General features: G+C 70.0%; 23 protein-coding genes and 1 pseudogene. 3 read left to right on the top strand and 21 right to left on the bottom strand.

What is annotated here, in order from left to right:
* Positions 1 to 7: 7 nt before the first annotated feature.
* The gene (locus tag OG344_RS17640) at positions 8 to 640 is read left to right on the top strand and encodes a TetR/AcrR family transcriptional regulator (protein ID WP_405084052.1); all 633 of its coding nucleotides are present in this window, start codon (positions 8 to 10) and stop codon (positions 638 to 640) included.
* A 29-nt stretch (positions 641 to 669) separates the two neighbouring features.
* On the top strand, positions 670 to 1269 hold the full coding sequence (locus OG344_RS17635; RefSeq protein ID WP_405084051.1) for a cob(I)yrinic acid a,c-diamide adenosyltransferase: 600 nt from the start codon (positions 670 to 672) through the stop codon (positions 1267 to 1269).
* 35 nt (positions 1270 to 1304) lie between these two features.
* Here the strand turns inward: OG344_RS17635 and OG344_RS17630 are convergent, their stop codons facing one another.
* From OG344_RS17630 to OG344_RS17540, 19 genes and pseudogenes are all read right to left on the bottom strand, one after another.
* The gene (locus OG344_RS17630) at positions 1305 to 1736 is read right to left on the bottom strand and encodes a DUF2550 family protein (RefSeq protein WP_327044378.1); all 432 of its coding nucleotides are present in this window, start codon (positions 1734 to 1736) and stop codon (positions 1305 to 1307) included.
* A gap of 19 nt (positions 1737 to 1755) precedes the next feature.
* On the bottom strand, positions 1756 to 2157 hold the full coding sequence (locus OG344_RS17625; protein WP_117409063.1) for a F0F1 ATP synthase subunit epsilon: 402 nt from the start codon (positions 2155 to 2157) through the stop codon (positions 1756 to 1758).
* 70 nt (positions 2158 to 2227) lie between these two features.
* On the bottom strand, positions 2228 to 3655 hold the full coding sequence (gene atpD, locus OG344_RS17620; protein ID WP_405084050.1) for a F0F1 ATP synthase subunit beta: 1428 nt from the start codon (positions 3653 to 3655) through the stop codon (positions 2228 to 2230).
* 1 nt (position 3656) lies between these two features.
* Positions 3657 to 4556, bottom strand: a complete 900-nt coding sequence (locus tag OG344_RS17615; RefSeq protein ID WP_405084049.1) for a F0F1 ATP synthase subunit gamma — start codon at positions 4554 to 4556, stop codon at positions 3657 to 3659.
* Positions 4557 to 4559: 3 nt separating this feature from the next.
* Positions 4560 to 6209 (bottom strand): F0F1 ATP synthase subunit alpha, encoded by a 1650-nt coding sequence (atpA, locus tag OG344_RS17610; RefSeq protein WP_405084048.1) that lies wholly within the window; start codon positions 6207 to 6209, stop codon positions 4560 to 4562.
* 24 nt (positions 6210 to 6233) lie between these two features.
* Entirely contained in the window at positions 6234 to 7043 is an 810-nt protein-coding gene (locus OG344_RS17605) for a F0F1 ATP synthase subunit delta (protein ID WP_327044374.1), read from the bottom strand.
* Entirely contained in the window at positions 7043 to 7588 is a 546-nt protein-coding gene (locus OG344_RS17600) for a F0F1 ATP synthase subunit B (protein ID WP_327044373.1), read from the bottom strand. The genes OG344_RS17605 and OG344_RS17600 overlap by 1 nt, the downstream gene beginning before the upstream one ends.
* 29 nt (positions 7589 to 7617) lie before the next feature.
* A complete protein-coding gene (atpE, locus tag OG344_RS17595; protein WP_150939446.1) occupies positions 7618 to 7842 on the bottom strand; it encodes an ATP synthase F0 subunit C in 225 nt (74 codons plus the stop codon).
* A gap of 83 nt (positions 7843 to 7925) precedes the next feature.
* The gene (gene atpB, locus OG344_RS17590) at positions 7926 to 8717 is read right to left on the bottom strand and encodes a F0F1 ATP synthase subunit A (RefSeq protein WP_327044372.1); all 792 of its coding nucleotides are present in this window, start codon (positions 8715 to 8717) and stop codon (positions 7926 to 7928) included.
* A 132-nt stretch (positions 8718 to 8849) separates the two neighbouring features.
* Positions 8850 to 9065, bottom strand: coding sequence for a hypothetical protein (locus tag OG344_RS17585; RefSeq protein WP_405084047.1), 216 nt, complete (start codon positions 9063 to 9065; stop codon positions 8850 to 8852).
* Positions 9066 to 9128: 63 nt separating this feature from the next.
* The gene (locus OG344_RS17580) at positions 9129 to 9551 is read right to left on the bottom strand and encodes a hypothetical protein (RefSeq protein WP_405084046.1); all 423 of its coding nucleotides are present in this window, start codon (positions 9549 to 9551) and stop codon (positions 9129 to 9131) included.
* Positions 9552 to 9997: 446 nt separating this feature from the next.
* Positions 9998 to 11143, bottom strand: a pseudogene (locus OG344_RS17575) (MraY family glycosyltransferase); the annotation flags it as partial.
* A gap of 231 nt (positions 11144 to 11374) precedes the next feature.
* Positions 11375 to 11764 (bottom strand): hypothetical protein, encoded by a 390-nt coding sequence (locus tag OG344_RS17570; protein WP_327044369.1) that lies wholly within the window; start codon positions 11762 to 11764, stop codon positions 11375 to 11377.
* A 142-nt stretch (positions 11765 to 11906) separates the two neighbouring features.
* Positions 11907 to 14495, bottom strand: a complete 2589-nt coding sequence (locus OG344_RS17565) for a hypothetical protein (RefSeq protein WP_405084045.1) — start codon at positions 14493 to 14495, stop codon at positions 11907 to 11909.
* Positions 14496 to 14640: 145 nt separating this feature from the next.
* Positions 14641 to 15288 carry an L-threonylcarbamoyladenylate synthase gene (locus OG344_RS17560; RefSeq protein ID WP_405084044.1) on the bottom strand — a complete coding sequence of 216 codons (648 nt, stop codon included), beginning with the start codon at positions 15286 to 15288 and terminating at the stop codon, positions 14641 to 14643.
* 87 nt (positions 15289 to 15375) lie between these two features.
* Positions 15376 to 16230 (bottom strand): peptide chain release factor N(5)-glutamine methyltransferase, encoded by an 855-nt coding sequence (gene prmC, locus OG344_RS17555; RefSeq protein WP_327044365.1) that lies wholly within the window; start codon positions 16228 to 16230, stop codon positions 15376 to 15378.
* Positions 16231 to 16414: 184 nt separating this feature from the next.
* A complete protein-coding gene (prfA, locus tag OG344_RS17550; protein ID WP_405084043.1) occupies positions 16415 to 17461 on the bottom strand; it encodes a peptide chain release factor 1 in 1047 nt (348 codons plus the stop codon).
* Positions 17462 to 17566: 105 nt separating this feature from the next.
* Positions 17567 to 17785 (bottom strand): 50S ribosomal protein L31, encoded by a 219-nt coding sequence (gene rpmE, locus OG344_RS17545; RefSeq protein WP_327044363.1) that lies wholly within the window; start codon positions 17783 to 17785, stop codon positions 17567 to 17569.
* Positions 17786 to 18044: 259 nt separating this feature from the next.
* Positions 18045 to 18245, bottom strand: coding sequence for a hypothetical protein (locus OG344_RS17540; protein ID WP_405084042.1), 201 nt, complete (start codon positions 18243 to 18245; stop codon positions 18045 to 18047).
* Here OG344_RS17540 and OG344_RS17535 point away from each other — a divergent pair.
* A complete protein-coding gene (locus OG344_RS17535; protein WP_405084041.1) occupies positions 18235 to 19206 on the top strand; it encodes a hypothetical protein in 972 nt (323 codons plus the stop codon). The genes OG344_RS17540 and OG344_RS17535 overlap by 11 nt on opposite strands.
* Before the next feature lie 229 nt (positions 19207 to 19435).
* Here the strand turns inward: OG344_RS17535 and rho are convergent, their stop codons facing one another.
* Together rho and thrB are read right to left on the bottom strand one after the other, a co-directional pair.
* Entirely contained in the window at positions 19436 to 21430 is a 1995-nt protein-coding gene (rho, locus tag OG344_RS17530; protein WP_405084040.1) for a transcription termination factor Rho, read from the bottom strand.
* A gap of 413 nt (positions 21431 to 21843) precedes the next feature.
* Positions 21844 to 22770: a homoserine kinase gene (gene thrB, locus OG344_RS17525; protein ID WP_405084039.1), complete on the bottom strand. Its 927-nt coding sequence runs from the start codon at positions 22768 to 22770 to the stop codon at positions 21844 to 21846.
* Between the last annotated feature and the right edge of the window lie 2 nt (positions 22771 to 22772).

The raw sequence follows: 22772 nt of genomic DNA, 5'->3' as shown, positions 1-22772 counted from the left end.
GTGAAGAGTGGCGGGACGGGACTATCGGGGGATGTCGGCTGCCGAAAGGCTGGCAGACAGGCGGGAACGGCTCATAACAGCCGCCTACTCCTTGTTCGCCCACCCCGGCTTCCACTCCACCACCATCGAGCGGCTCTGCGCGACCGCGCGTATCTCCAACCGCGCCTTCTACGAATGCTTCTCCAGCCGCGAGGACCTGATGCGGGCGGTTTATGACCGGTGCATCGAGGAGACTCTGGCCTCGGTGGGCGAGGCAATCGAGAAGGCCCCGCCCCGACTCGACGACCGCATCGTCGCGGGCATCGCCGAGTATGTCCGCTTCGTCACCGCGGACACGCGACGCGCCCGGGTGATGCACCTGGAGGTACGGCGAGCCGGCAACGTGCTGAGCGGGGCCCGGCAGCAGGCCGTGGCCGCCTTCACCAAAATCATCGAGAGCTCGGCGCGGGGCGCGGGCCGCACGCCCCCTCTGGACCTCCACCTGCTGGCGCTCGGGCTGATCGGCGCGATCACCGAATTGCTGATCGAATGGGTGCTGACCGAACCCACCCCGCCCACGGACGAGCTCGTGGAGGCCTGCGTGTTCATCTTCCGCCGCACCTTCGCGGCGGACGGAACCCAGACGGCCTCCGCTTACTGAGGCGGCGGACGGCGGCTACGCTGAGCGGCATGACCCGAGCCGACAACGACAGTCCGGTCGTACTGTCCAAGATCTACACCCGTACGGGCGACGACGGCACGACCTCCCTCGGCGACATGAGCCGCACCCGCAAGACCGATGCCCGCCTGGCCGCGTACGCCGACGTCGAGGAGGCCAACGCGGCGATCGGCGTCGCCCTGTCCACCGGCGGCCTGCCGCACGACATGGTGGCGGTGCTGGGCAGGGTGCAGAACGAGTTGTTCGACGTGGGCGCGGACCTGTGCAATCCCGTCGTGGACGATCCCGCGGGGATGGAGTACGCCCCGCTGCGGGTGGAGGAGTCCTACATCGTCTGGCTCGAAGAACAGTGCGACCGGTTCAACGCGACCCTCAAGCCGCTGCGCAGCTTCATCCTGCCCGGCGGGGCCCCCGCCACGGCCTTCCTCCACCTCGCCCGCACGGTCGTACGGCGGGCCGAGCGGATGGCCTGGGCGGCGCTGGAGGCGCACGACGACGTCAATCCCCTGACGGCCAAGTATCTGAACCGCCTGTCGGACCTGATGTTCATCCTGTGCCGCGTGGCCTCCGCCGGCGACGACGTCCTCTGGAAGCCCGGCGCCACCCGCTGAGAGCAATCAAGGGGCGCGCCGGAGGCACCGCAATTCTACGCCGCGTCGAGGTGGGCGCTGGGCGGGGCAGACTCCAGCCAGGCGAGGAAGCCGGTCAGGGCGTCCTCGCTCATCGCCAGGCACAGCGGGCCGGCCATGACGGGCCGGGTGGCGCTCGCCGCCGAGCGGTCCGCCGAGCAGACGACGGTCCAGTAGCCGGCGGGCCCCTCACCCGAGCCGAGCATCCTCCGGCTGGAAACCGTGAGGCCGCGCCTCGCGATCGCGTGGCGCGGCCTCAGGCCGAGTCCCAGGAACGGGATCCAGTGCAGTTCTCCCCCTACGTAGCGGGCGACCCCGCTTTTCCAGCCTCCCCGGCGGTCGCGTACCCGGCACACGATCGTGCCCCGGGCCCGGGCCAGGGCGAAGCCCCGCACGACGAGGAGTGCGAGCACGGCGACAACGCCCGTGAGAACCTCAAGCGCCGTCACTGCCTTCTCCTCTGCCGTGTCAGACCTCTTCGCCGGCGGCCCGCAGCCGGGCAGCCGCGCGCCTGGCCTGGTGCCGCGCGTCCGCGTCCTCCTGGTCGGCCTCGATCGAGGCCTGCGCACGCTGCAACGCGTCCTTGGCCCGTGCGACGTCGACCTCGGAGCCGAGCTCGGCCGTCTCCGCCAGGATCGACACGTCGTTGTTGGCGACGGAGATGAACCCGCCGTGCACGGCCGCGACGAGATCGGCGTCGCCGTCGCGCTTGACGCGCAGCACCCCGCCCTCGACGAGGACGCCGAGCACGGGAGCGTGTTCCGGCATAATACCGATCTCGCCGTCCACGGTCTTGGCAATGACCATGTCGGCCTCGCCCGTCCAGAGCTCACGTTCCGGCGAGACGACGCCCACGCGAAGCTTTGCCACTTCTCAGCTCCCTTTCGACGGACGCCCGCACGGCCCGGCGGGGCCGGGCCGTGCAGGCGCCGAAGGTGTCCTAGCGCTCGAGTTCCTTCGCCTTGGCGATGGCCTGCTCGATGCCACCGACCATGAAGAAGGCCTGCTCGGGCAGGTGGTCGTACTCGCCGGCGCACAGCCCCTTGAAGGAGGCGATGGTCTCGTCCAGCGGGACGAACTCACCCGGCTGGCCGGTGAACGCCTCGGCGGCGTACATCGGGTGGGACAGGAACCGCTCGATGCGGCGCGCCCGCTGAACGGTGACCCTGTCCTCCTCGGAGAGTTCGTCGATGCCCAGGATGGCGATGATGTCCTGCAGTTCCTTGTACTTCTGCAGGATCCGCTTGGTCTCCTGGGCGACCGCGTAGTGCTCGTCACCGATGATCTGCGGGTCGAGGATCCGCGAGGAGGAGTCGAGCGGGTCCACCGCGGGGTAGATGCCCTTCTCCGAGATCGGCCGGGACAGCACGGTCTGCGCGTCGAGGTGCGCGAACGCGTTGTGCGGGGCCGGGTCGGTGATGTCGTCCGCGGGCACGTAGATCGCCTGCATGGAGGTGATCGAGTGACCGCGGGTGGAGGTGATGCGCTCCTGGAGCACGCCCATCTCGTCGGCGAGGGTCGGCTGGTAACCCACGGCGGACGGCATGCGGCCGAGCAGCGTGGAGACCTCCGAACCCGCCTGGGTGAAGCGGAAGATGTTGTCGATGAACAGCAGCACGTCCTGCCCCTGCACGTCGCGGAAGTACTCCGCCATGGTCAGAGCGGACAGCGCCACCCGCAGACGGGTGCCCGGGGGCTCGTCCATCTGGCCGAAGACGAGGGCGGTGTCCTTGAGGACGTCCGCCTCCTCCATCTCCAGCCACAGGTCGTTGCCCTCACGGGTGCGCTCGCCGACGCCCGCGAACACCGAGGTGCCCGAGAACTTCAGCGCGACGCGGCGGATCATCTCCTGAATCAGAACGGTCTTGCCGACGCCCGCGCCGCCGAACAGACCGATCTTGCCGCCCTTCACGTACGGCGTGAGCAGGTCGATGACCTTGATGCCGGTGGGCAGCATCTCCGTACGAGCCTCGAGCTGGTCGAACGCCGGGGCCGAACGGTGGATCGGCCAGCGCTCGTTGATCTCGATGGAGGCCTTGGGCGCGTCCAGCGGCTCGCCCAGCGCGTTCCACACGTGGCCCTTGACGACATCGCCGACCGGCACCGAGATCGCGGCGCCGGAGTCGCTGACGGCCGCGCCGCGGACCAGGCCGTCGGTGGGCTGCATGGAGATGGCCCGGACGATGTTGTCGCCGAGGTGCTGGGCGACCTCCAGCGTCAGGGTCTTGGTCTCGCCGGCCAGGGCGACGTCGACGGTGAGGGCGTTGTAGATGTCCGGCATGGCCTCGACGGGGAACTCCACGTCGACGACCGGACCGGTGACGCGGGCGACCCGGCCCACGGTGGTCTCAACAGTCTGTGCGGTCATTTCACTCTTTCCCCGCTGCGGCGTCAGCCAGCGCGTTCGCGCCACCGACGATCTCGCTGATTTCCTGGGTGATCTCGGCCTGGCGCGCCTGGTTCATCTGCTGGGTGAACGTGCGGATGAGTTCGTTGGCGTTGTCGGTGGCCGACTTCATCGCGCGGCGCCGGGCGGCGTGCTCGGACGCGGCCGACTGGAGCAGCGCGTTGTAGATACGCGACTCGATGTACCGCGGCAGCAGCGTGTCGAGCACATCGCCGGCCGCCGGCTCGAACTCGTAGTAAGGCGGGATGCCCTCCGAGGGCGTCTCCGCCTCCTCGACCTCGAGCGGCAGGATCCGCTTGACGATCACGTTCTGCGTCAGCATCGAGACGAAGCCGGTGTAGACGACGTGGATCTCGTCGATCCCGTCCTCCACCTTGAACGACTGGATGAGCGCGTCGGCGATCTCCTTGGCGTTGGCGTACGACGGGCTGTCGGAGAAGCCGTCCCACTCGCCGAACATCTCCCGGCTGCGGAAGCGGTGCCAGGTGAGGCCCTTGCGGCCCACGACGTACGGCTTCACGGTCAGGCCGCGCCCGGTCAGGTGGCCCTTCAGCGCCTCGGCCTCACGGAGGACGTTGGCGTTGTAGCCGCCCGCGAAGCCGCGGTCGCTGGTGACGATCAGGACGCCCGCGCTGGCGGGCCGCTCCTTGGCCACCGTGAGCGGGTGGTCGACGCCCGCGGTGTGCGTCAGAACCGCCGACACCGCGTGCGTGATCTCCCGCTCGTACGGCACGGCCGCCTGCATCCGCTGCTGCGCCTTGACGATGCGCGACGAGGCGATCAGCTCCTGCGCGCGGGTGATCTTCGCGGTGGACTTGACCGACCGGATCCGCCGCCGCAGCAGTCTCAGCTGGGCACCCATGGGCTACTTCGCCTCGGCCTTGCGGACGTGCCTGACGACCTTCTCCTGGCCGACCTGGCTGGCGTCCAGCGCCTCCACCGGCTCGTCCCTGACGAGCAGCTCGCCGCTGGAGGTGGTGAAGCCCTTCTTGAACTCCGTGATGGCGTCCTTGAGAGCGGTCACCGTGTCGTCCACCAGCTCCCGGGTCTCCCGGATGCTGTCGAAGACACCCTTCTGGGCGGACCCGAGGTAGTCGAGGAACTCGGCCTCGAAGCGCCGGATGTCCTCGACCGGCACGTCGTCGAGCTCGCCGGTGGTGCCGGCCCAGACCGAGACGACCTGCTTCTCGACCGGGAACGGGCTGTACTGCGGCTGCTTCAGCAGCTCGACCAGGCGGGCGCCACGCTCCAGCTGGGCACGGGAGGCCGCGTCCAGGTCGGAGGCGAAGGCCGCGAAGGCCTCCAGGTCGCGGTACTGGGACAGCGACAGGCGGAGCGTGCCGGCCACCTTGCGCATGGCCTTGACCTGAGCGGAGCCGCCGACTCGGGAGACCGAGACACCGACGTTGATCGCCGGGCGGACACCGGCGTTGAACAGGTCGGTCTCCAGGAAGCACTGGCCGTCGGTGATGGAGATGACGTTGGTCGGGATGAACGCCGACACGTCGTTGCCCTTGGTCTCGATGATCGGCAGGCCGGTCATCGAGCCGCCGCCCATGTCGGCCGAGAGCTTGGCGCAGCGCTCCAGCAGACGCGAGTGGAGGTAGAAGACGTCGCCGGGGAACGCCTCACGGCCCGGCGGACGGCGCAGCAGCAGCGATACGGCGCGGTAGGCGTCGGCCTGCTTGGTCAGGTCGTCGAAGACGATCAGCACGTGCTTGCCCTGGTACATCCAGTGCTGGCCGAGGGCCGAACCGGTGTACGGGGCGATGTACTTGTAGCCCGCCGGGTCGGACGCGGGAGCGGCGACGATGGTGGTGTACTCCATCGCGCCCGCCTCCTCCAGACGACCGCGGACCTGGGCGATCGTGGAGCCCTTCTGGCCGACGGCGACGTAGATGCAGCGAACCTGGCGGCTCGGGTCGCCGGAGAGCCAGTTCTCCTTCTGGTTGAGGATGGTGTCGACCGCGATCGCGGTCTTGCCGGTGCCGCGGTCGCCGATGATCAGCTGGCGCTGGCCGCGGCCGATCGGCGTCATGGCGTCGATCGCCTTGAGGCCGGTCTGCAGCGGCTCCTTCACCGGCTGGCGCTGGACGACCGAGGGGGCCTGCAGCTCCAGGGCGCGGCGCGCCTCGGCCTGGATCGCGCCCTTGCCGTCGAGCGGGTTGCCCAGGGGGTCGACCACCCGGCCGAGGAAGTCGTCGCCGACCGGCACCGACAGGACCTCGCCGGTCCGGCGGACCTGCTGGCCCTCCTCGATACCGCTGAAGTCGCCCAGGACGACCGTGCCGATCTCGCGCACGTCGAGGTTCAGCGCCAGGCCGCGGGTGCCGTTCTCGAACTCCAGCAGCTCGTTCGCCATCGCCGAGGGCAGACCGGAGACATGGGCGATGCCGTCGCCGGCGTCGACGACGGTCCCGATCTCCTCGCGCGCGGCACCTTCCGGCTCGTACGCCTGGACGAAGCGCTCAAGGGCGTCCCGGATCTCGTCCGGCCGGATCGTAAGCTCCGCCATCTCTTTCTTGTCTCCCTATTCGCCTCAGCCGGCCAACCGGCGGCGGACTTCTTCGATACGTCCGGTGATCGTGGTGTCGATGTAGTCGTCTCCGACCCGCACAGAGAACCCACCGAGCACCTTCGGGTCCACCTCGACGTTCAGGTGGACGTCTCGCCCGTAAGTGACTCGCAGCCAGGCCGCGAGCCGCTGCTTCTGCTGCTGCGTGAGCGGGACCGCGCTGCGGACCACGCCGACGAGGCGCTCGCGCGACCGCGCGACGATCCAGCCGAACTCCTCCAGCGCCGTCTCCAGGCTACGTCCTCGCGGATGCACGACGGCCTGCGTGACGAGCCGTACGGTGGAGGGCGCGGCCTTGCCGCCGAGCAGCGTGGCGAGCAGGCCGCTCTTGCGCTCGGCCGGGATGGCCGGGTCGCTGAGCGCGCGGCGCAGCTGCGGGTTGGCGGCGAGGATGCGGCCGAAGCGGAACAGCTCGTCCTCGACGTCGTCGAGGCGGCGCTCCGACTCGGCCTCGGCGGCCGCGGACATCACGCCGACGCGCTCCAGGGCGTCCGGCAGGTCGCCGGCCCTGGACCACCTGGCGCCGACGGCGGCGGCCGCGATCTCCGCGGTGGCGTCGCCGACCTTGCCCGCCAGCAGGGAGCGCAGCACGCTCTCCTTCTGCCCCGCCGGGCGGGAGGGGTCCGAAAGCCCCCGCCGCAGCCCGTGCTCACGGTCGAACAGGTCGGCGACGGCGAACAGCTCCTCGGCGAGGGCGCCGAGGTCGGCCGCCGCGGCGGCGGTGTTGAACCGCTCCTCGACCTCCGCGATGGCGGTCCTGCTGAGGCCGCGCATCAGCGGACCGCCTCCGGACGCGCCTCGAGCTCCTCGAGGAACCGGTCGACGACGCGGCGCTGGCGGGCCTCGTCCTCCAGCGACTCGCCGACGATCCGGCTCGCCAGCTCGGTGGACAGCCGCCCGATCTCACCGCGCAGCTGGGTCAGCGCCTGCTGGCGGTCGGCCTCGATCTGCGCGTGGGCGGTCTCGATGATGCGCCGCGCCTCGGCCTGGGCCTCGTCGCGCAGCTCGGCCTTGATCTGGGCGCCCTGCTCGCGGGCCTCCTCGCGCAGGCGGGCCGCCTCCTGGCGGGCCTCCGCGAGCTGTGCCCGGTACTGCTCCAGGGTGCGCTGGGCTTCGGCCTGGGCGTCCTCGGCCTTCTTGATGCCGCCCTCGATCACCTCGGTCCGCTCGGCCAGCGTCTTCTGGATGCGCGGGGTGAGGATCTTTCCGACGACGAGGAAGACGACGAGGAAGGCGAAGCTGCCGACGACCAGCTCGTAAACGTGCGGCTTGAGGGGATTGTTCGCCTCAGCCGCAAGGATGGTAGCTGCCATAGTCATAGGTGCAGCCTTCCTTCAGAGTGGGTACGTCAGCCGTAGATGAACGGGGCGACGAGGCCGATGAGGGCCAGCGCCTCGGTGAGGACGAAGCCGAGCAGCATGTTCTGGCGGATCAGGCCGTACGCCTCGGGCTGGCGGGCGATCGCCTGCACGCCCTGACCGAAGATGATGCCCACGCCGATGCCGGGGCCGATGGCGGCGAGGCCGTAACCGATCGCGCCGAGGTTGCCGGAGACTTCAGCGAGAACGCTCATTGCTGTTCTTCCTTTACTGGTCGGCCGGTGAGTGCCTCACTCACCGGTCTGGTCTACGTCAGGGGCGGGTCTCAGGGATCCCGTCAGTGGTCCGCGTGCAGGGAGCCGCCGATGTACATGGCGGCGAGCAGCGTGAACAGGAACGCCTGCAGGAACTGGATGAACATCTCGAAGCCGGTCATCGCGATCGTCATGACCGCACCCACGACGCCGAGGCCGGCGCCGAGCGGGGTGAGCTTCTCGAACAGGAACCAGAACCCGACGGCGCTGAAGAAGGCCAGGATCAGGTGGCCGGCGAACATGTTCGCGAAGAGCCGGACGGCGTGCGTGAACGGCGCGATGATCAGGTTCGACAGGAACTCGATCGGCGCCAGCAGGAAGTAGATCGCCTTCGGCAGTCCGGGCGGGAACATCATGTTCTTGAAGTAGCCGCCGAAGCCCTGGTGCTTGATGCCCAGGTAGATCTTGATGATGTAGATGGTGACCGCGAAGACGATCGGGAACGCGATGTGCGAGGCGATCGGGATCTGGATCAGCGGGATGACGCCGAAGAAGTTCCACAGCAGGATGAGGAAGAACAGGCTGAGCAGCAGCGGCATCCACCGCTCGGCGTCCTTGCCCAGGAACGGGCGGGCGACCTGGTCGCGGACGAACTGGTAGCCCATCTCGCCGACGTTCTGCATGCCCCGGGGGACGAGCTTCGGGTTGGCGAAGGCGCTCCATGCCAGGGCGGAAACCAGCAGGGCGCCGACGATGGCGAAAAGCACGGGCTTGGTCAGCCAGTAGGGCGCGCCTTCGAACAGGGGCGGGAAGTCGAAGATCGACGGCCCCGGCGCCGTGAACGCGTCCTCGGCGACGAGAACGAGGGGGGTCACCTTGTCACCTCGCCTACCCGCTCGGGGCTGAATGCCCGAAGCATGTGCTTGTTCGTCCGTTCGCTACGCTCGCGCACGGGCGTTCCCTTCAACGATTGGATCAACAGAAGAGCGTGGGAAGCGGGCCGGCTGTCAGCGGCCGTACTTCAGATAGACGAGGTAGGAAGCCAGCCCGACCCCGAGAATGACGCCTATGGGGATGAACGCGTGCACGCCGGTCCACCAGCTCAGCAACCAGCCGAGGCCGCCCCACAACAGGATCCCGGATAGCAGATAGCTCGGGACCGACCAGGCGGCGTCGGCGAAGTCGCGGCCGTCCGTCTCGGGTCTGCGCTCCTTTTCGCTCATCGCGGGCACGACGATAGCAGGAGCCATGCGGACTAGTCATATCGGGCTGCCCCGTACGCATGGTCATCCGCGTCCCCGCCCGGGGACCTCGGCGTCCGGCTCGACGTAGAGCATCTTGAGCTTCATGAATCCGCGCATCTCACCGATGGTCCACGCGAGCGTGCAGGCGATGACGCTCAGCGCGAGCACCCGGGAGTCGAACGCGGTCGCCCCGTCGAGGGCGCGCAGGATCACCATGATCACGAGGACCTTGACGGCGTAACCCACCACGGCCGCAGCCATCATCGCCATGGGCGAGACCCGGCCGGCCCAGGAGACGACGGCGAGGCCGACGGTGAAGAAGACGACGACGATGACGAGACCGATGCCGGCGCCCAGAGCACCCTGCGAACCGGTCACGAGCGCCGCGACGACGACGGCGACGAGACCGACGATCAAGGTCGGCACGGCGGCGCCCTTGAGCACGCGCACGTCGTTGGCCTGCATCGGAACTCCAGGATCGGTTGTCAAACGAGCGATTGCTACCTGCCGGGGCGGCGTATGCCCGGCCCCTTGCTAGTGAAAGCTATCACAAGCCTCGGAGTGCCACCTTTACCTGGCGTTTCTGCTGGTACGGGCGCGCCGGGCCGGGCTCAGCGGAGGGTTTGCGCGTCCGTGACGGAGGTGGTGGGCGGGATGGCTCCGGCACCCGAGGGGCCCTGTCCGGGGTAGGGATTGCGGCCGCTCGCCGGCAGCCTCCCGGGCGCGGCCTGCCCGGGCACGACGGGCGCGGCCTGCCCCGGCGCGCCGGACGCGTGCCGCCCGGAAGTCAGGGGCGGCGCGGGCGCGGGGACCACGGGGAAGACGAGCGTGTCGTGCTCGGAGGTCGTGGGGCGGGCGGGGCGTGCGGGGCTTACGGGGTGGGCGGCGCCGGCGGCCACGCCCGGGGCCGCGTTCGCGCCGGCCTTCTGGTCGCGGGCCAGGGTGCGGCGCGACCGCCACCGCGGCAGGCCCATGACGACCAGCACCGCCACCGCGAACGCGATCGTCAGCGGGAACACGACGACCCCCACGCCGACGATCGACAGGCCGACGATCGTGAAGGCGAACAGGAACGTCCACGCGTACATGATCAGGACGCTCCGCCGGTGGGAGTGGCCGATGTCGAGCATCCGGTGGTGCAGGTGGCCGCGGTCGGGGGCGAACGGCGACAGTCCGGCCGACGTGCGGCGGACGACCGCCATTATCAGGTCGGCGAGGGGCAGGACCACCACCGCGATCGGCAGGACGAGCGGCAGGATCACCGGGAACTTGTTGATCTTGCCGACGATCGCGTCCGGCTCGACCGACGACAGAATCGTGATCATCGAGGTGGCCAGCAGCAGGCCGATCAGCATCGCCCCGGTGTCACCCATGAAGATCTTGGCGGGGTGGAAGTTGTGCGGCAGGAAACCGGCGCACATCCCGATGAGGATCGCCGCGATGGCGGCGGTCCCGTTGATCCGCGAACCGCTCGCGGTCTGCTGGAGCACGATCGAGTAGGCGAAGGTCGCCGCGGCGGCGATCCCGACGATGCCCGCCGCCAGGCCGTCCAGGCCGTCGACGAAGTTCACCGCGTTGATCACGACGACCACGATCATGATCGTGAGGATCGTGTACAGGGTGGTGTCGAGCCCCTGCGACCCGCCCATGAACTGCGGCAGCGGGAGCCACTGGAGATACATGCCGAATTTGACGAGCACGGCACCGGCCGCGACCTGGCCGCCGAACTTGACCAGCGCGTCCATGCCGAGCCAGTCGTCCAGGAATCCGGTGACGACGATCAGGCCGCCGGCCGCCAGGAGGGCGAGCACCGTGTTGCCCGTCTGACCGCTGTCGAACGCGCCGCCGACGTACGGGAGGTTGGTCGCCACCAGCAGCGCCGCGGCCATCCCGCCGAACATCGCCAGTCCGCCCAGCCGCGGGGTGGGCACCTTGTGCACGTCCCGCTCCCGCACCTCGGGTGCGGCGCCGATACGCAGCGCGAACACCCGGACCGGCGGCACGAGCAGATACGTCACCGCTGCCGCCACGAGTGCCAAGAGGAGATATTCCCGCACGGACCTAGTTTCCTGGATAGGCGGTTCAGTTGTGACGGGCAAAAGACACAGATCGCCCTATCCCTGGGGATACGCCGGATGCACCGCGGTCAGCCCCTTTACCCGTTCGAGACTGACGGTATCGCACCCGGCCGCCGGATGGCCCGGACGACGACAGACCCGAGGCGGCCGGGGCCCGCTCCCCGAAGGGCACCTGGGGGTACCGGGGGCACCCCGGGGTGCCGGTGGACGTCAGGAGGTGAACGCGTGCGGCGCGCTTGTCTTGCCGGGAATCCAGCGCGGCGTGTCCGCCGCCTGGTCGCTGATCGCCGTGAGCACCGCCTGGCGGTACATGCCGAGCCTGCTGCGCCACTCGGCGACGTCCTGGACGTACCGGCCGGCGACGGGCGCGTCCCAGACGTCCCTGCTGCGCGCCATCTCGTACGGCTTGTCGAGGGACCTGGTGAGCTGGTCCAGCAGCGGGACCACCTGCAGCCACAGGTCCACGAGCTTCTGGTACTCCGGGTTGAACACCCAGTGCGTCGGCTGCCCGCCGGGCGAGAGCAGGTCGGTGCTCGACGGCGCCGGCGGGGTCTCGCCGGGCTGCAGCGGGGTCGGCGCCGGGGGGTCGGCGTAGCTCACGATCGCGCCTCCTGTGCGGGGCCGGCGGGAACGCCGGCGATGGTGATCGCATGCCCTGCGGCACGCTGCCCGATACGGCGCCAGGCGGGAGACCATGCCGCGGTCCCCACGCCAGGCGACGGCGTCGTTCGTGCTCGCACGGTCAGTTCTCCGGGGTCGGCGGACCGGGGTCGACGGCCTCGACGCGTCCGGGAGGCCCGTCGGGCTGGATCTTCCTCGCCACCCAGTCGCCCTCGCCCCACTCCCCCTCCGGAACTCTGACGTCCGGCATGTCGTGGGGAGCGATGTCGCGCTGATGGTCCGTCAGCATCTGCAGCCTCGCGTCGTCATGCAGGTGACGCTCCGGATAGGTGAGCACCCTCCCGGGCTGCTCGGAGGCGGCCGTCCGCGGATCGGGCCGCGAGTGGCCGTCGCCGTCCCTGGTCCCCGCGGCCGTGCCGTCCCGGTCCGTACCGGTCACGCCCGTCCCGGTGCCGTCTCCCCCGGCCGGCCCGTGCCCGCCCCATCCCTGGCCACGCGCCGCTCCGTGGTCCTCCGCTCCTCCGTCACCGGCCCCACGACCATCCGCCGTGACGCAGTCCCCGGCTCCGTGGCCACCCGCCGTGCCGTGACCACCTGCACCGTGCGTTCCGTGACCGTTTCCGTATCCGTTTCCATGGCCACCCGTCTCTCCCTGACCGCCCCCGCCGGTCCAGCCCGTGCCACCGTGACCAGCCGTCACGCCATGACCGCCCGCTCCGGCGTGCATCGCGCCGCAGGTGCAGCCCGGCCCGCCCACGACGCCCCCGGGCACGGAGGCCGCGCCACAGGTGCAGGAGAAGCCGGAGGTCGTGTCCGAGGACCCGGCGGAACCGGCGGTGTCCACCGGCCGCGTCACGTCGACCGTCACCGCACCGCCGCTCGGGTGATCGGCCAGGCCGCCCGTGGCCGTGCCCCTGCCCGGGTGATCGGCCAGGCCGCCGGTGGCCGTGCCCGAACCACTGGCCGCGCCGCCGCCCGTGCCCGTGTGGCCCCGCTCCACACCGTCCATCGCGACGCTGGCCGTCGTCGTGGGGTTCCCGGTGCCGCTGCCCGTGCCCGTATGACCGCTGCCCGTATGACCGCTGCCGGTGTGACCGCTGCCCGTGGCCGTCCCGGTGCCCGAGTGACCGCTGCCCGTGCCGGGGTGATCGGCCAGGCCGCCCGTGCCCGTGCCCGAACCACCGGCCGTGCCGGTCGCGGTACCGGAGCCCGTGCCCGAGTGGTCGGCCAGGCCTCCCGTGCCTGTGCCCGAACCACCGGCCGTGCCGGTGGCGGTGCCGGTCGGACCGTTGTCCGCCATGTTCATCGTGAGACTGGCCGTCGTCGTGCCGTTCGTCGCCCCGCCGCCGGTGCCGGTGTAGCCGGTGGCCGAGTCGTACGTGGCCGCGTTGTACGTGGCCGTCTGGCCCGTGCTCGCGGTGTGGGTCGTCACCGTGCCATGGTTGTCGGGGGTTCCCGGAACAGAGGTCGCGGTGCCCGCCGCGTACGGATCCTCCGTGGCGTTGTCGGCGGGTGTGCCGACGTAGTCGCCATCGGGGTCGCCGGGGGCGAGCCCGGTATGAGAGGCCTGGTTCGCCGTCTGGTTGCTCGGTTCGAGCGGATCGACGTACCCGGGTGCCCCGTTCGGGTGCGGACCGGCGGTTCCGTTCGCCGTCTGCTGGGCGTGGGTTGCCGCGCCCCCCGCGTCGGGCTGGTTCAGCGGGGTGGCGACGACCCTGACCCCGTCGACCGTCATCTCCTGCCGGCCGGCCCTCTGGTCGATGTCGTCCGGATGGTCCTTGCCCGGGGTGTCGATGATCTGCGAGTCGTCGCGGACGGCGGGCGACTGCTCCCCCGCCGGCTTCGATGCCTCCGGCGTTCCCTGCCCATGTCCCTGGGCCTGGCCCACACCCGCGGGCTGCTCACCCGCCGCCGTCGACCCCTGCGGAACACCCTGCCCATGCCCCTGCCCCTGGGCCTGGCCCACACCCGCGGGCTCTCCGAGACCGGAGTCGCCGGTGTCGGCGACGTCGACGGGCCGGACGGGATGAATGACCTGGGCCGCGTCCTGGGCGGGCCGCATCTGGGGAAGCTCGCCCGTCGCCGTACCGTGCGTCTTCTCCGCCGGCTTCGCCCCGGCCGAGCCGCCGCCGTCCGTCGCGGAGCGAGGCGCTCCGTCGGACGCGCTGTGCACCTGATGGGAGCTCTCGCCCTTCACCGCCGCGCCGGAGTCGCCCGAGCCGTGCCCGGCCGGCGAGGTGCGGACGGGCTGCTCCTTGTCGTGGAGCTGCTTGTCCCCGGGCTGCGTGGCCGAGCTCTCCGCCCCGCCGGCTGCCGCCCCGTGTTTCGCGGCGGGCTTGCGGTCGGCTTTGTGATCGGCCTTGTGGTCGGCCTTGTCTCCGTGCGACTCGGACTTCGGCGCCGGGTCGTCCGCCGGCGCGGTGATGTCCTTCTCCTGCGTGTAGGCGGTGCCGTTGACCGTGGGCGCCCTGCCGGTGCTCTGCTTCTCCTTCTTCTCCAGCAGCTCAAGCCGGCCGGTGACGTCCTTGACCAGGGTGGAGCAGGCGTCGGCGACCTGGGAGGGCCGGTGCGTCACGTGCACGGACACGCCCGCGTTGCGCGTCAGCTGGGTGACGCGGGCCTCGATGGTGCCCATCTGGTTCGCTGCGTGCTGAACTTGCGACAACAGCTCACGAACGAGCTTGGGATCCATCCCGTCGAGCTTGGCCATGGGCGCGCCTCCACAGAGATATCGGCGCACTTCACGGTAGCCGGGGCGACTTCGGTAGAGAAGACCGATAGCCAGACGGCATCGATCGCCCTGCTCAGAGCCCGCGATCACATCTCACATCGTGAGACGCAAACCCGGAGCGCGGTCACTCCTCCGTCGCGAGATACCCCACCAGGTTCCGGATCTTGTCCGTGGGAATCGCGCCCGTGCGCAGCACACGGGGAACGGCGGTGGTCAGGTCGACGATCGTGGAGGGGACGTTGCCGCCGCAGAGGCCGCCGTCCAGATAGACGGCCACCGACTCGCCAAGCTGCTCCTGGGCCTGGTCCACCGTCGTGGCGGGCGGATTGCCGGACCGGTTGGCGCTGGAGACCGCCATCGGGCCCGTCTCCTTGAGAAGGTCCAGCGCGACCGGATGGAGCGGCATGCGGACGGCGACCGTTCCCTTGGCGTCACCGAGGTCCCACGACAGTGACCGGTTGGCCCTCAGGATGAGCGTGAGCGGCCCGGGCCAGAAGGTGTCCACGAGGTCCTGCCCGTACGTCCCAAGGCTCTCCACGAGCGCGTTGGCGGCCCGTACGGTGCCCACGAGAACGGGGAGGGGCGTGTCCCTGCCCCGGCCCTTCGCCTCCATCAGCGCGTTGACCGCGGAGGCGGTGAAGGCGTCCGCGCCGATCCCGTAGACCGTGTCGGTGGGAAGCACCACGAGTTCGCCCTTGCGTACGGCAGAGGTGGCATCGGTCAGACCACCAGTTCGCTCGTCCGGGTTCGCACAGTCATACCGTCGGCTCACGAAGCCATCCTTCCACGTCTTTCGCCCGGCTCCGCCGTCGTGACCGGCTCACCGGTCCGATCGGAGCCGGTCCCGAACCAGTCTGGATCAGTCCGGGGCCAGCCGCGCGGTGACGAACCGGTCCCGGCCGGTCAGGTCCTGCCGCAACCGCACGTCGCGCCAGCCCCTCTCCTCCGAGAACAGCCAGTACACCGCGTTGCCCTGGAGGTCGGCGTGCTCGACCACGACGAACCCGCCCGGCCGAAGCAGCCTGCGGGCCGTGCGCTCGACGGCCCTGACCTCGTCCAGCCCGTCCTCGCCCGAGCCGTACAACGCCCGGGAGGGATCGTAGTCACGCACCTCGGGGTCCCGGGGGACCGCTCCGGGCGGGATGTACGGAGGGTTGGAGACGACCAGGTCCACCTGGCCGTTCAGCTCGGGCAGGCAGTCGGTGAGGTCCTCCGGGTGCAGGGTCGTGCGCCCCTGGCCGTGTTCGAGGACGTTGCGCCTGGCCCAGCCGTACGCCACGGGATCGATCTCGACGGCGTGCACCTGCGCCAGCGCGACCTCCTGGGCGATCGACAGCGCGATCGCCCCCGAACCGGTGCCGAGGTCGACCACGACCGGGGAGGCGACGTCCATCTCCTGGAGCCGGTCGATCGCCCAGCCCGCGACGACCTCGGTCTCCGGGCGGGGCACGAAGACCCCGGGGCCGACCTCCAGGGACAGATAGCGGAAGTAGGCCCGCCCGGTGATGTGCTGCAGCGGCTCGCGTGCCTCGCGCCGGGCGACCCCCTCCCAGAAGCGCGCGTCGAAGTCGGCGTCCTTGACCGTGTGCAGCATGCCGCGCGGCACGCCGTGGACGAAGGCCGCGATCTCCTCGGCGTCCGTTCGCGGTGACGGCACTCCCGCCTCGGCGAGCCGGGCGGTGGCGAGGGCGATTTCGTCGAGCAGAAAGGTCATGATCTCTTACGGCACGGGATTCGCGGCTGGGTTCGCGGCTGGGCGTGGCGGTCGCCGGTTCGCGGAGCACGGGCCGGCGGGGTGGCACGCGGCGGGGTCGCCAGGTCTCCGGGTCTCACGCATCATCTCCCAGGTCCTCCACGGTCTCCCATCGACCCCCACCGCTAGCTCACCCGCCGCTGTCTCACGTACGGGCGGCCAGCTTCTCCGCGAGTTCGGCGTCGAGCAATGCCTGTATCACCGCGTCGAGCTCGCCGTCCAGGACTTGGTCCAGGTTGTAGGCCTTGAAGCCCACGCGGTGGTCGGAGATTCGGTTCTCCGGGAAGTTGTAGGTGCGGACCCGCTCGGAGCGGTCGACGGTGCGCACCTGCGACTTGCGCTCGGCCATCGCCGCGGCGTCGGCCTGCTCCTGCGCCATCGCGAGCAGCCGGGCGCGCAGGATGCGCAGCGCCGACTCCTTGTTCTGGAGCTGGCTCTTCTCGTTCTGGCAGGAGACCACCACGCCGGTCGGCAGGTGCGTGATCCGCACGGCCGAGTCGGTGGTGTTGACGCTCTGCCCGCCGGGCCCGCTGGAGCGGAAGACGTCGATCCGCAGGTCGCCCGCGTCGATCTGGACGTCCACGTCCTCCGCCTCGGGATACACCAGCACGCCCGCGGCGGACGTGTGGATGCGGCCCTGCGACTCGGTCACCGGTACGCGCTGGACGCGGTGCACGCCGCCCTCGAACTTCAGCCGCGACCAGACGCCCTCTCGCCCCTTGATGGCGACGGTGACGTCCTTGTAGCCGCCGAGGTCGGAGTACTGGGCGTCGATGACCTCGGTCTTGTAGCCGGCCCGCTCGGCGTACCTCAGGTACATCCTCAGGAGGTCCCCGGCGAACAGGGCGGACTCCTGGCCGCCCTCACCCGCCTTGATCTCCATGATGACGTCCTTGTCGTCGTTCGGGTCGCGCGGGACGAGGAGACGGGTGAGCTTCTCCTCCAGCACCGGGATGCGGCCCTCCAGCTCGGTCGCCTCGTCCGCGAACGCCGCGTCCTCCGCGGCCAGTTCGCGCGCCGCCGTGAGATCCTGCCGTACGCCTTCGAGCTCCCGGTACGTCGCGACGATCGGCGTGAGCTCCGCGTACCGCTTGCCGTACGTTCTCGCCTTGCTCTGGTCGGCGTGCACGGCGGGGTCGGCGAGCCGCAGTTCCAGGTCCGCGTACTCGCTCATGATCTCGTCGAGGTTCACCGCACGCTCCTTACGCTCTGTCCTCGGTAAAGGCCGCAATCACCAAGAACGCCGACCCGATGGCGCCCCCGAAAAGGGGCGCCCCGAGCCGGCGTGTTGGAGGAGCTACTTGCCCTGGGCCTTCTTGCCGAAGCGCGCCTCGAAGCGCGCCACCCGGCCACCGGTGTCGAGGATCTTCTGCTTGCCCGTGTAGAACGGGTGGCAGGCGGAGCAGACGTCGGCGTGGATGACGCCGTTCTTGGCGGTGCTACGGGTGGTGAAGGAGTTCCCGCAGCTGCAGGTCACCTGCGTAACCAGGTACTCCGGGTGGATGTCGGCCTTCATGTCTCAGTCCTAACGCTAGGTGCGGTCGCCGGGTCGCTCTGCCTGTCGAGGGCTGCGCGCATCGGGCACACCTCGATGCGCTGCGCGGGAACCGGTACCGCTGCGGTCGGCTACCAGTGTGCCAGATCCTGCAACCATCCCAGGCCATGCGCTATTCCCACGCGCACGGGGCCCGCCGGGGCGGCGTCACCGGTCTGACGGAAACGCAGTGAAACATGACCGTGGTTGACACCTGTGTGGACGAGCCACATGTGTACCACTAGGCTCCCGTGTCCAAACCCTCTTTTCCCTCAATTTTACCAATGTAAGGGGTAACCATGAGGAAGGGCTTGCGGATCGCCTTGGCGACCGCAACGGGGGCAGCTGTCCTTGCCGCAGGAGCGGCCATCACGACAGTCACCCCCGCGTACGCCGCTGCGGCGATCGCAGAGATCAAGATCGACACCACGGTGAGCTTCATTCCGCCCAGCGGCAGTGACTCGATCCCATTCAACGTCAAGGTCAACAACCCCTACACGGGTTCCAAGGCTCCGGACATCAAGGCCGAGTTCTGGAAGGAAGGGGAGGTGACTACCAGCGCGGGACACGCCGCTTCGGTGACCGCCCTGAGCGACCTGGCGAACACGACTCCGGCTCCGACGCCGCCCGCGAGCCCGGTGGATGTCAAGGGCAGCATCCCGGTCTCGTCCAGCGACAAGCCGACCACCTCCACGGGCAAGTGGACCCTGAAGGTGTCGGTCTACCCCGATGGCAGCACCACCGCCGTCAGCAGCGACACGGCGACCTTCGAGGTCAAGGCCGCGACGCGGGTGACCAGCGCGAACGTGGACCCGGACCCGGTTTATCTGAAGTCGGGCAAGGAGGTCGACGTCTACGCGGGCTTCCATCTGGAGAAGTTCGGCGACGAGAAGATCACCGACGTCCGGCTGGAGTCGAAGGACTCGGACGACTACTACTCGCTGGCCACGGGCCTCGAGGCGGACGACTCTTACCACGACTCCACGTCGATGGACTACAGCACGTCCGCGGGCGGCTGGCAGCTTCGGATCAGCATCAGCCGGGGCACCAAGAAGTACTCCTTCGTCAAGGCCTTCCAGGTCAAGAAGAGCGGCAGCTCGAAGGCCAAGTCGAAGATCACGCTGTACGCCTCCCCCAGCAAGGTGAAGAAGGGCAAGGCGACCAAGCTCTACGGCAAGGTCTACCGCGGCTCGAAGGCGTGGAGCAAGAAGATCCTCAAGCTGTACTTCAAGAAGAAGGGCACGTCGACGTGGAAGTTCGTCGGCTACGTCGGCGCGACCTCCACCGGTAAGTACACCAAGAGCGTCAAGCCGAAGTACGACGGCTACTGGCGGACCACGGCGGCCGCCACCAGCCTGACCTCCGGCTCCCTGTCGAACATCAAGTTCGTCGACGTGAAGTAGCGCCCGGCTGTACGGCTCGCCCCACCAACCCCTGGCGCCGGCCGTACAGCACACCGCGGTGACGCGGCACAGATCGCCGAAGGCCCGCGCGGACCAGTCCGCGCGGGCCTTTCCGCGTCCGGGCGGAGAGCCGCACCAGGACACGCGCAACCCGGAGACGCGCAACCCGGAGACGCGAACGCCCCGGACGGGCGGGCCGTCCGGGGCGTCGGCGAGTGCCGTGCCGGTGTCAGTCGCGGTCGTTGCTGACCGTGGTCTTCTGCACCTGGAGCAGGAACTCCGCGTTCGACTTGGTCTCCTTCATCTTCTCCAGAAGGAGCTCAAGCGCCTGCTGCATGTCGAGGGCGTGGAGGACGCGGCGGAGCTTCCAGACGATGGCCAGCTCATCCTTGCCCATCAGGATCTCCTCCTTGCGGGTGCCGGAGGCGTCCACGTCGACCGCGGGGAAGATCCGCTTGTCGGCGAGGGAGCGGTTGAGCTTGAGCTCCGCGTTGCCGGTGCCCTTGAACTCCTCGAAGATGACCTCGTCCATCTTGGACCCGGTCTCGACGAGGGCCGTGGCGAGGATCGTCAGCGAGCCGCCGTTCTCGATGTTGCGGGCGGCGCCGAAGAACCGCTTCGGCGGGTAGAGCGCGGTCGAGTCGACACCACCGGACAGGATCCGGCCGCTCGCGGGCGCCGCGAGGTTGTAGGCGCGCCCGAGACGGGTGATCGAGTCGAGCAGGACGACGACGTCGTGCCCCAGCTCCACCAGCCGCTTGGCCCGCTCGATGGCGAGTTCCGCGACGGTGGTGTGGTCCTCGGCCGGGCGGTCGAAGGTCGAGTGGATGACCTCGCCCTTGACCGACCGCTGCATGTCGGTGACCTCTTCCGGACGCTCGTCCACCAGGACGACCATCAGGTGGCACTCCGGGTTGTTGCGGGTGATCGCGTTGGCGATCGCCTGGAGCACCATCGTCTTGCCGGCCTTGGGCGGCGACACGATGAGCCCGCGCTGACCCTTGCCGATCGGCGCCACGAGGTCGATGATCCGGGTGGTCAGGATGTTCGGCTCGGTCTCCAGGCGCAGCCGCTCCTGCGGGTAGAGCGGCGTGAGCTTGTTGAAGTCGGGCCGCTGGCGGGCCTGCTCCGGGTCCATGCCGTTGACGGTGTCGAGCCGGACGAGCGCGTTGAACTTCTCGCGCCGCTCGCCGTCCCTCGGCTGCCGGACGGCGCCGGTGACGACGTCGCCCTTGCGCAGGCCGTTGCGGCGGATCTGGGCGAGCGAGACATACACGTCGTTCGTGCCCGGCAGGTAGCCGCTGGTGCGCACGAAGGCGTAGTTGTCGAGGATGTCGAGGATTCCGGCGATCGGGATCAGGACGTCGTCCTCGCTGATCACCGGCTCGTTGCTCTCGAAGCGGTCGCGCCCGCGGCGGCCCCGCTCCCGGAAGCGGCCACGACGCCCGCGGTCGTCGCCCTGGTCGCCCTTGCCGTCGGAGCGGTTGTCCTGGCGGTTGTCCGGACGGTTGTCCTGGCGACCGTCGCCACGGCTGTCGCCACGGCTCTGCTGGTCGCGACGGCCCGGGCCGTCGCCGCCGTCGGCGACGCGCTGGTCACTCCGCTGGTCGCCGCGCTGGTCGCCGCGCTGGTCGGCACGGCTCTCACGGCTCTCACGGCTCTCGCGGTCTCCGCGCTCGCGGCTGCGCTCACCGCGCGCGCGGCGCTCCCGCCGCTCGCCGCGCTCGGGCCGCTCGCCGCGCACCTCGGACGGCGCGGACTCGGCCTGCGGCTCGGAGACCACGGCGGCGGATCCGTTCTGCGCGGGCTCGGCGACCACGGCGGGCGCGTGCTCGATCGCGGGGCGCTCCTCGCGCGGCGCGACGACGGGCTCGGCGGCGGTCACGGGCTCGGCGGGCGCCGCCACGGGCGCGGCCGAGCGGGAACGTTCCCTGCGGGTACGGGCGGGGCGCTCCGCGACGGCGGGCGCCGCCTCGGCGGCGGCCTTCGGCTCGGCCGCGGCCTCTCCCGCTCCGCCCTGCTTCTCCTGGATGGCCGAGATGAGCTGGCTCTTGCGCAGCCGTCCGGTCCCCGTGATGCCGAGGCTGGTCGCCAGGGCCTGAAGCTCGGGGAGCACCATGCCTGCCAGGCCCGTGCCGGAGCGACGTCGCGTACGGGCCGGGGCTGAAGTGGGGGTGTCGCCGGCGGCCTGGCCGTCGGAGAGGAGTTCGGTGGTGTCGCTCAACTAAGGGTCCTTCCCAGGGGTCGGGCGCCAGAATCGTGCGTCCAGGCGTCCCGGTGATGCGACCCGGCGGGACAGACCGGGTCGGGCTTCGCGAATCTCATGTGTCGGTGACCCTCGGGATTCGCGAGCGGTAGGTGCCCGGGGGCTATCCCCCGGATTGCCGCCACCGACCAGATGTCTTGGTGGTTCGAACGCGCATGTCTCCGAGCGCGCCGCCTCCGGCCATGCCACCCGAGGGTGTGCCGACTGGAAGAACCGGTTTCGGGGAAATCGCCTTGCCCGCGTCGCGGGACGCGAGACGAAGTGCAGCGATGAACGAATGACAAGCACGCACCCAACACGGGGGCACCTGGTGCGGCTATCAGCCTAACATCACCAGCGCGCACAGCTATTCCCTGAAGGTCGAAGAAACATCAGCGTGTCTCGGGAAACCGAACGAACGCACCAGACGGGTCGACGTTCATTGGCTGGATGTGCCAGTCATTACCCACTTCTGCCGCGATCAAATCCTTGGTTCCCGTTGTCGTCAACGCGAGCACCGTCGGACCTGCCCCCGAGACCACGGCGGCCACACCCGCCGCACGGAGCCGTCGCACCAGGTCGGCGGTGCGCGGCATCGCCGGCGCTCGGTACTTCTGGTGCAGGCGGTCCTCGGTGGCGGCGAGCAGGAGGCCGGGTTCCGGTCTCTCCGTGAGCGCCGCGACGAGCAGAGCCGCCCGCCCCGCGTTGGCCGCCGCGTCCGAGTGTGGTACGTCCTTCGGCAGCAGCCCCCGTGCCTCCTCCGTGGACAACCGGAAATCCGGGATCAGCGCCACCGGCCGGACGTCCTCGTGCGGAGTCAGTTTCACCATACTCGCCGCCCCCGACTGGTCGGTCCAGGCGATGGTGAGCCCGCCCGCCAGGCACGGCGCCACGTTGTCGGGATGCCCTTCCAGCTCGGTGGCCAGCGCGAACACGTCCGCGTCCGGAAGATTTTCCGCGCCGCGCCCCCGCGCGAGGGCGCGGGCGGCGAGGATGCCCGCGCAGATCGCGGCGGACGACGAGCCGAGCCCGCGCGCGTGCGGAATCCGGTTGCGGCACCGCAGTTCGACGCCGCCGGGCTGGGCGAACCCCATGCGGTCGAAGGTCGCGCGCATGGTCCTGACGACGAGGTGGCCCTCGCCGTCGTCGAGTTCGCCGGCGCCCTGACCCTCCACCGCGATCCGCACTCCGGGCGAGCCGGAGATCGCCGCCTCCACCTCGTCGTACAGGTCGAGGGCGAGGCCGAGGCTGTCGAAGCCCGGGCCGAGATTGGCGCTCGTCGCGGGCACGCGCACGACGACACCGTGACTGTCGGTCAATT

It is taken from the genome of Microbispora sp. NBC_01389 (genome assembly GCF_045040095.1).
Classification (GTDB): domain Bacteria; phylum Actinomycetota; class Actinomycetes; order Streptosporangiales; family Streptosporangiaceae; genus Microbispora.
Note: the sequence above shows the minus strand (reverse complement) of the source record. Positions and strands in the feature narration are given on the sequence as shown.

Bases quoted from the DNA above. Each gene is read 5' to 3' on its own strand.
- OG344_RS17585 (WP_405084047.1), bottom strand. From the start codon at position 9,065: ATGAGCGAAAAGGAGCGCAGACCCGAGACGGACGGCCGCGACTTCGCC.
- OG344_RS17635 (WP_405084051.1), top strand. From the start codon at position 670: ATGACCCGAGCCGACAACGACAGTCCGGTCGTACTGTCCAAGATCTAC.
- OG344_RS17565 (WP_405084045.1), bottom strand. From the start codon at position 14,495: ATGGCCAAGCTCGACGGGATGGATCCCAAGCTCGTTCGTGAGCTGTTG.
- OG344_RS17615 (WP_405084049.1), bottom strand. From the start codon at position 4,556: ATGGGTGCCCAGCTGAGACTGCTGCGGCGGCGGATCCGGTCGGTCAAG.
- atpA (WP_405084048.1), bottom strand. From the start codon at position 6,209: ATGGCGGAGCTTACGATCCGGCCGGACGAGATCCGGGACGCCCTTGAG.
- OG344_RS17600 (WP_327044373.1), bottom strand. From the start codon at position 7,588: ATGACTATGGCAGCTACCATCCTTGCGGCTGAGGCGAACAATCCCCTC.
- atpE (WP_150939446.1), bottom strand. From the start codon at position 7,842: ATGAGCGTTCTCGCTGAAGTCTCCGGCAACCTCGGCGCGATCGGTTAC.
- OG344_RS17540 (WP_405084042.1), bottom strand. From the start codon at position 18,245: ATGAAGCTCACCGTGGTGTCGATCTTGATCTCTGCGATCGCCGCAGCG.
- OG344_RS17605 (WP_327044374.1), bottom strand. From the start codon at position 7,043: ATGCGCGGCCTCAGCAGGACCGCCATCGCGGAGGTCGAGGAGCGGTTC.
- rpmE (WP_327044363.1), bottom strand. From the start codon at position 17,785: ATGAAGGCCGACATCCACCCGGAGTACCTGGTTACGCAGGTGACCTGC.
- atpD (WP_405084050.1), bottom strand. From the start codon at position 3,655: ATGACCGCACAGACTGTTGAGACCACCGTGGGCCGGGTCGCCCGCGTC.
- OG344_RS17580 (WP_405084046.1), bottom strand. From the start codon at position 9,551: ATGCAGGCCAACGACGTGCGCGTGCTCAAGGGCGCCGCCGTGCCGACC.
- prmC (WP_327044365.1), bottom strand. From the start codon at position 16,230: ATGACCTTTCTGCTCGACGAAATCGCCCTCGCCACCGCCCGGCTCGCC.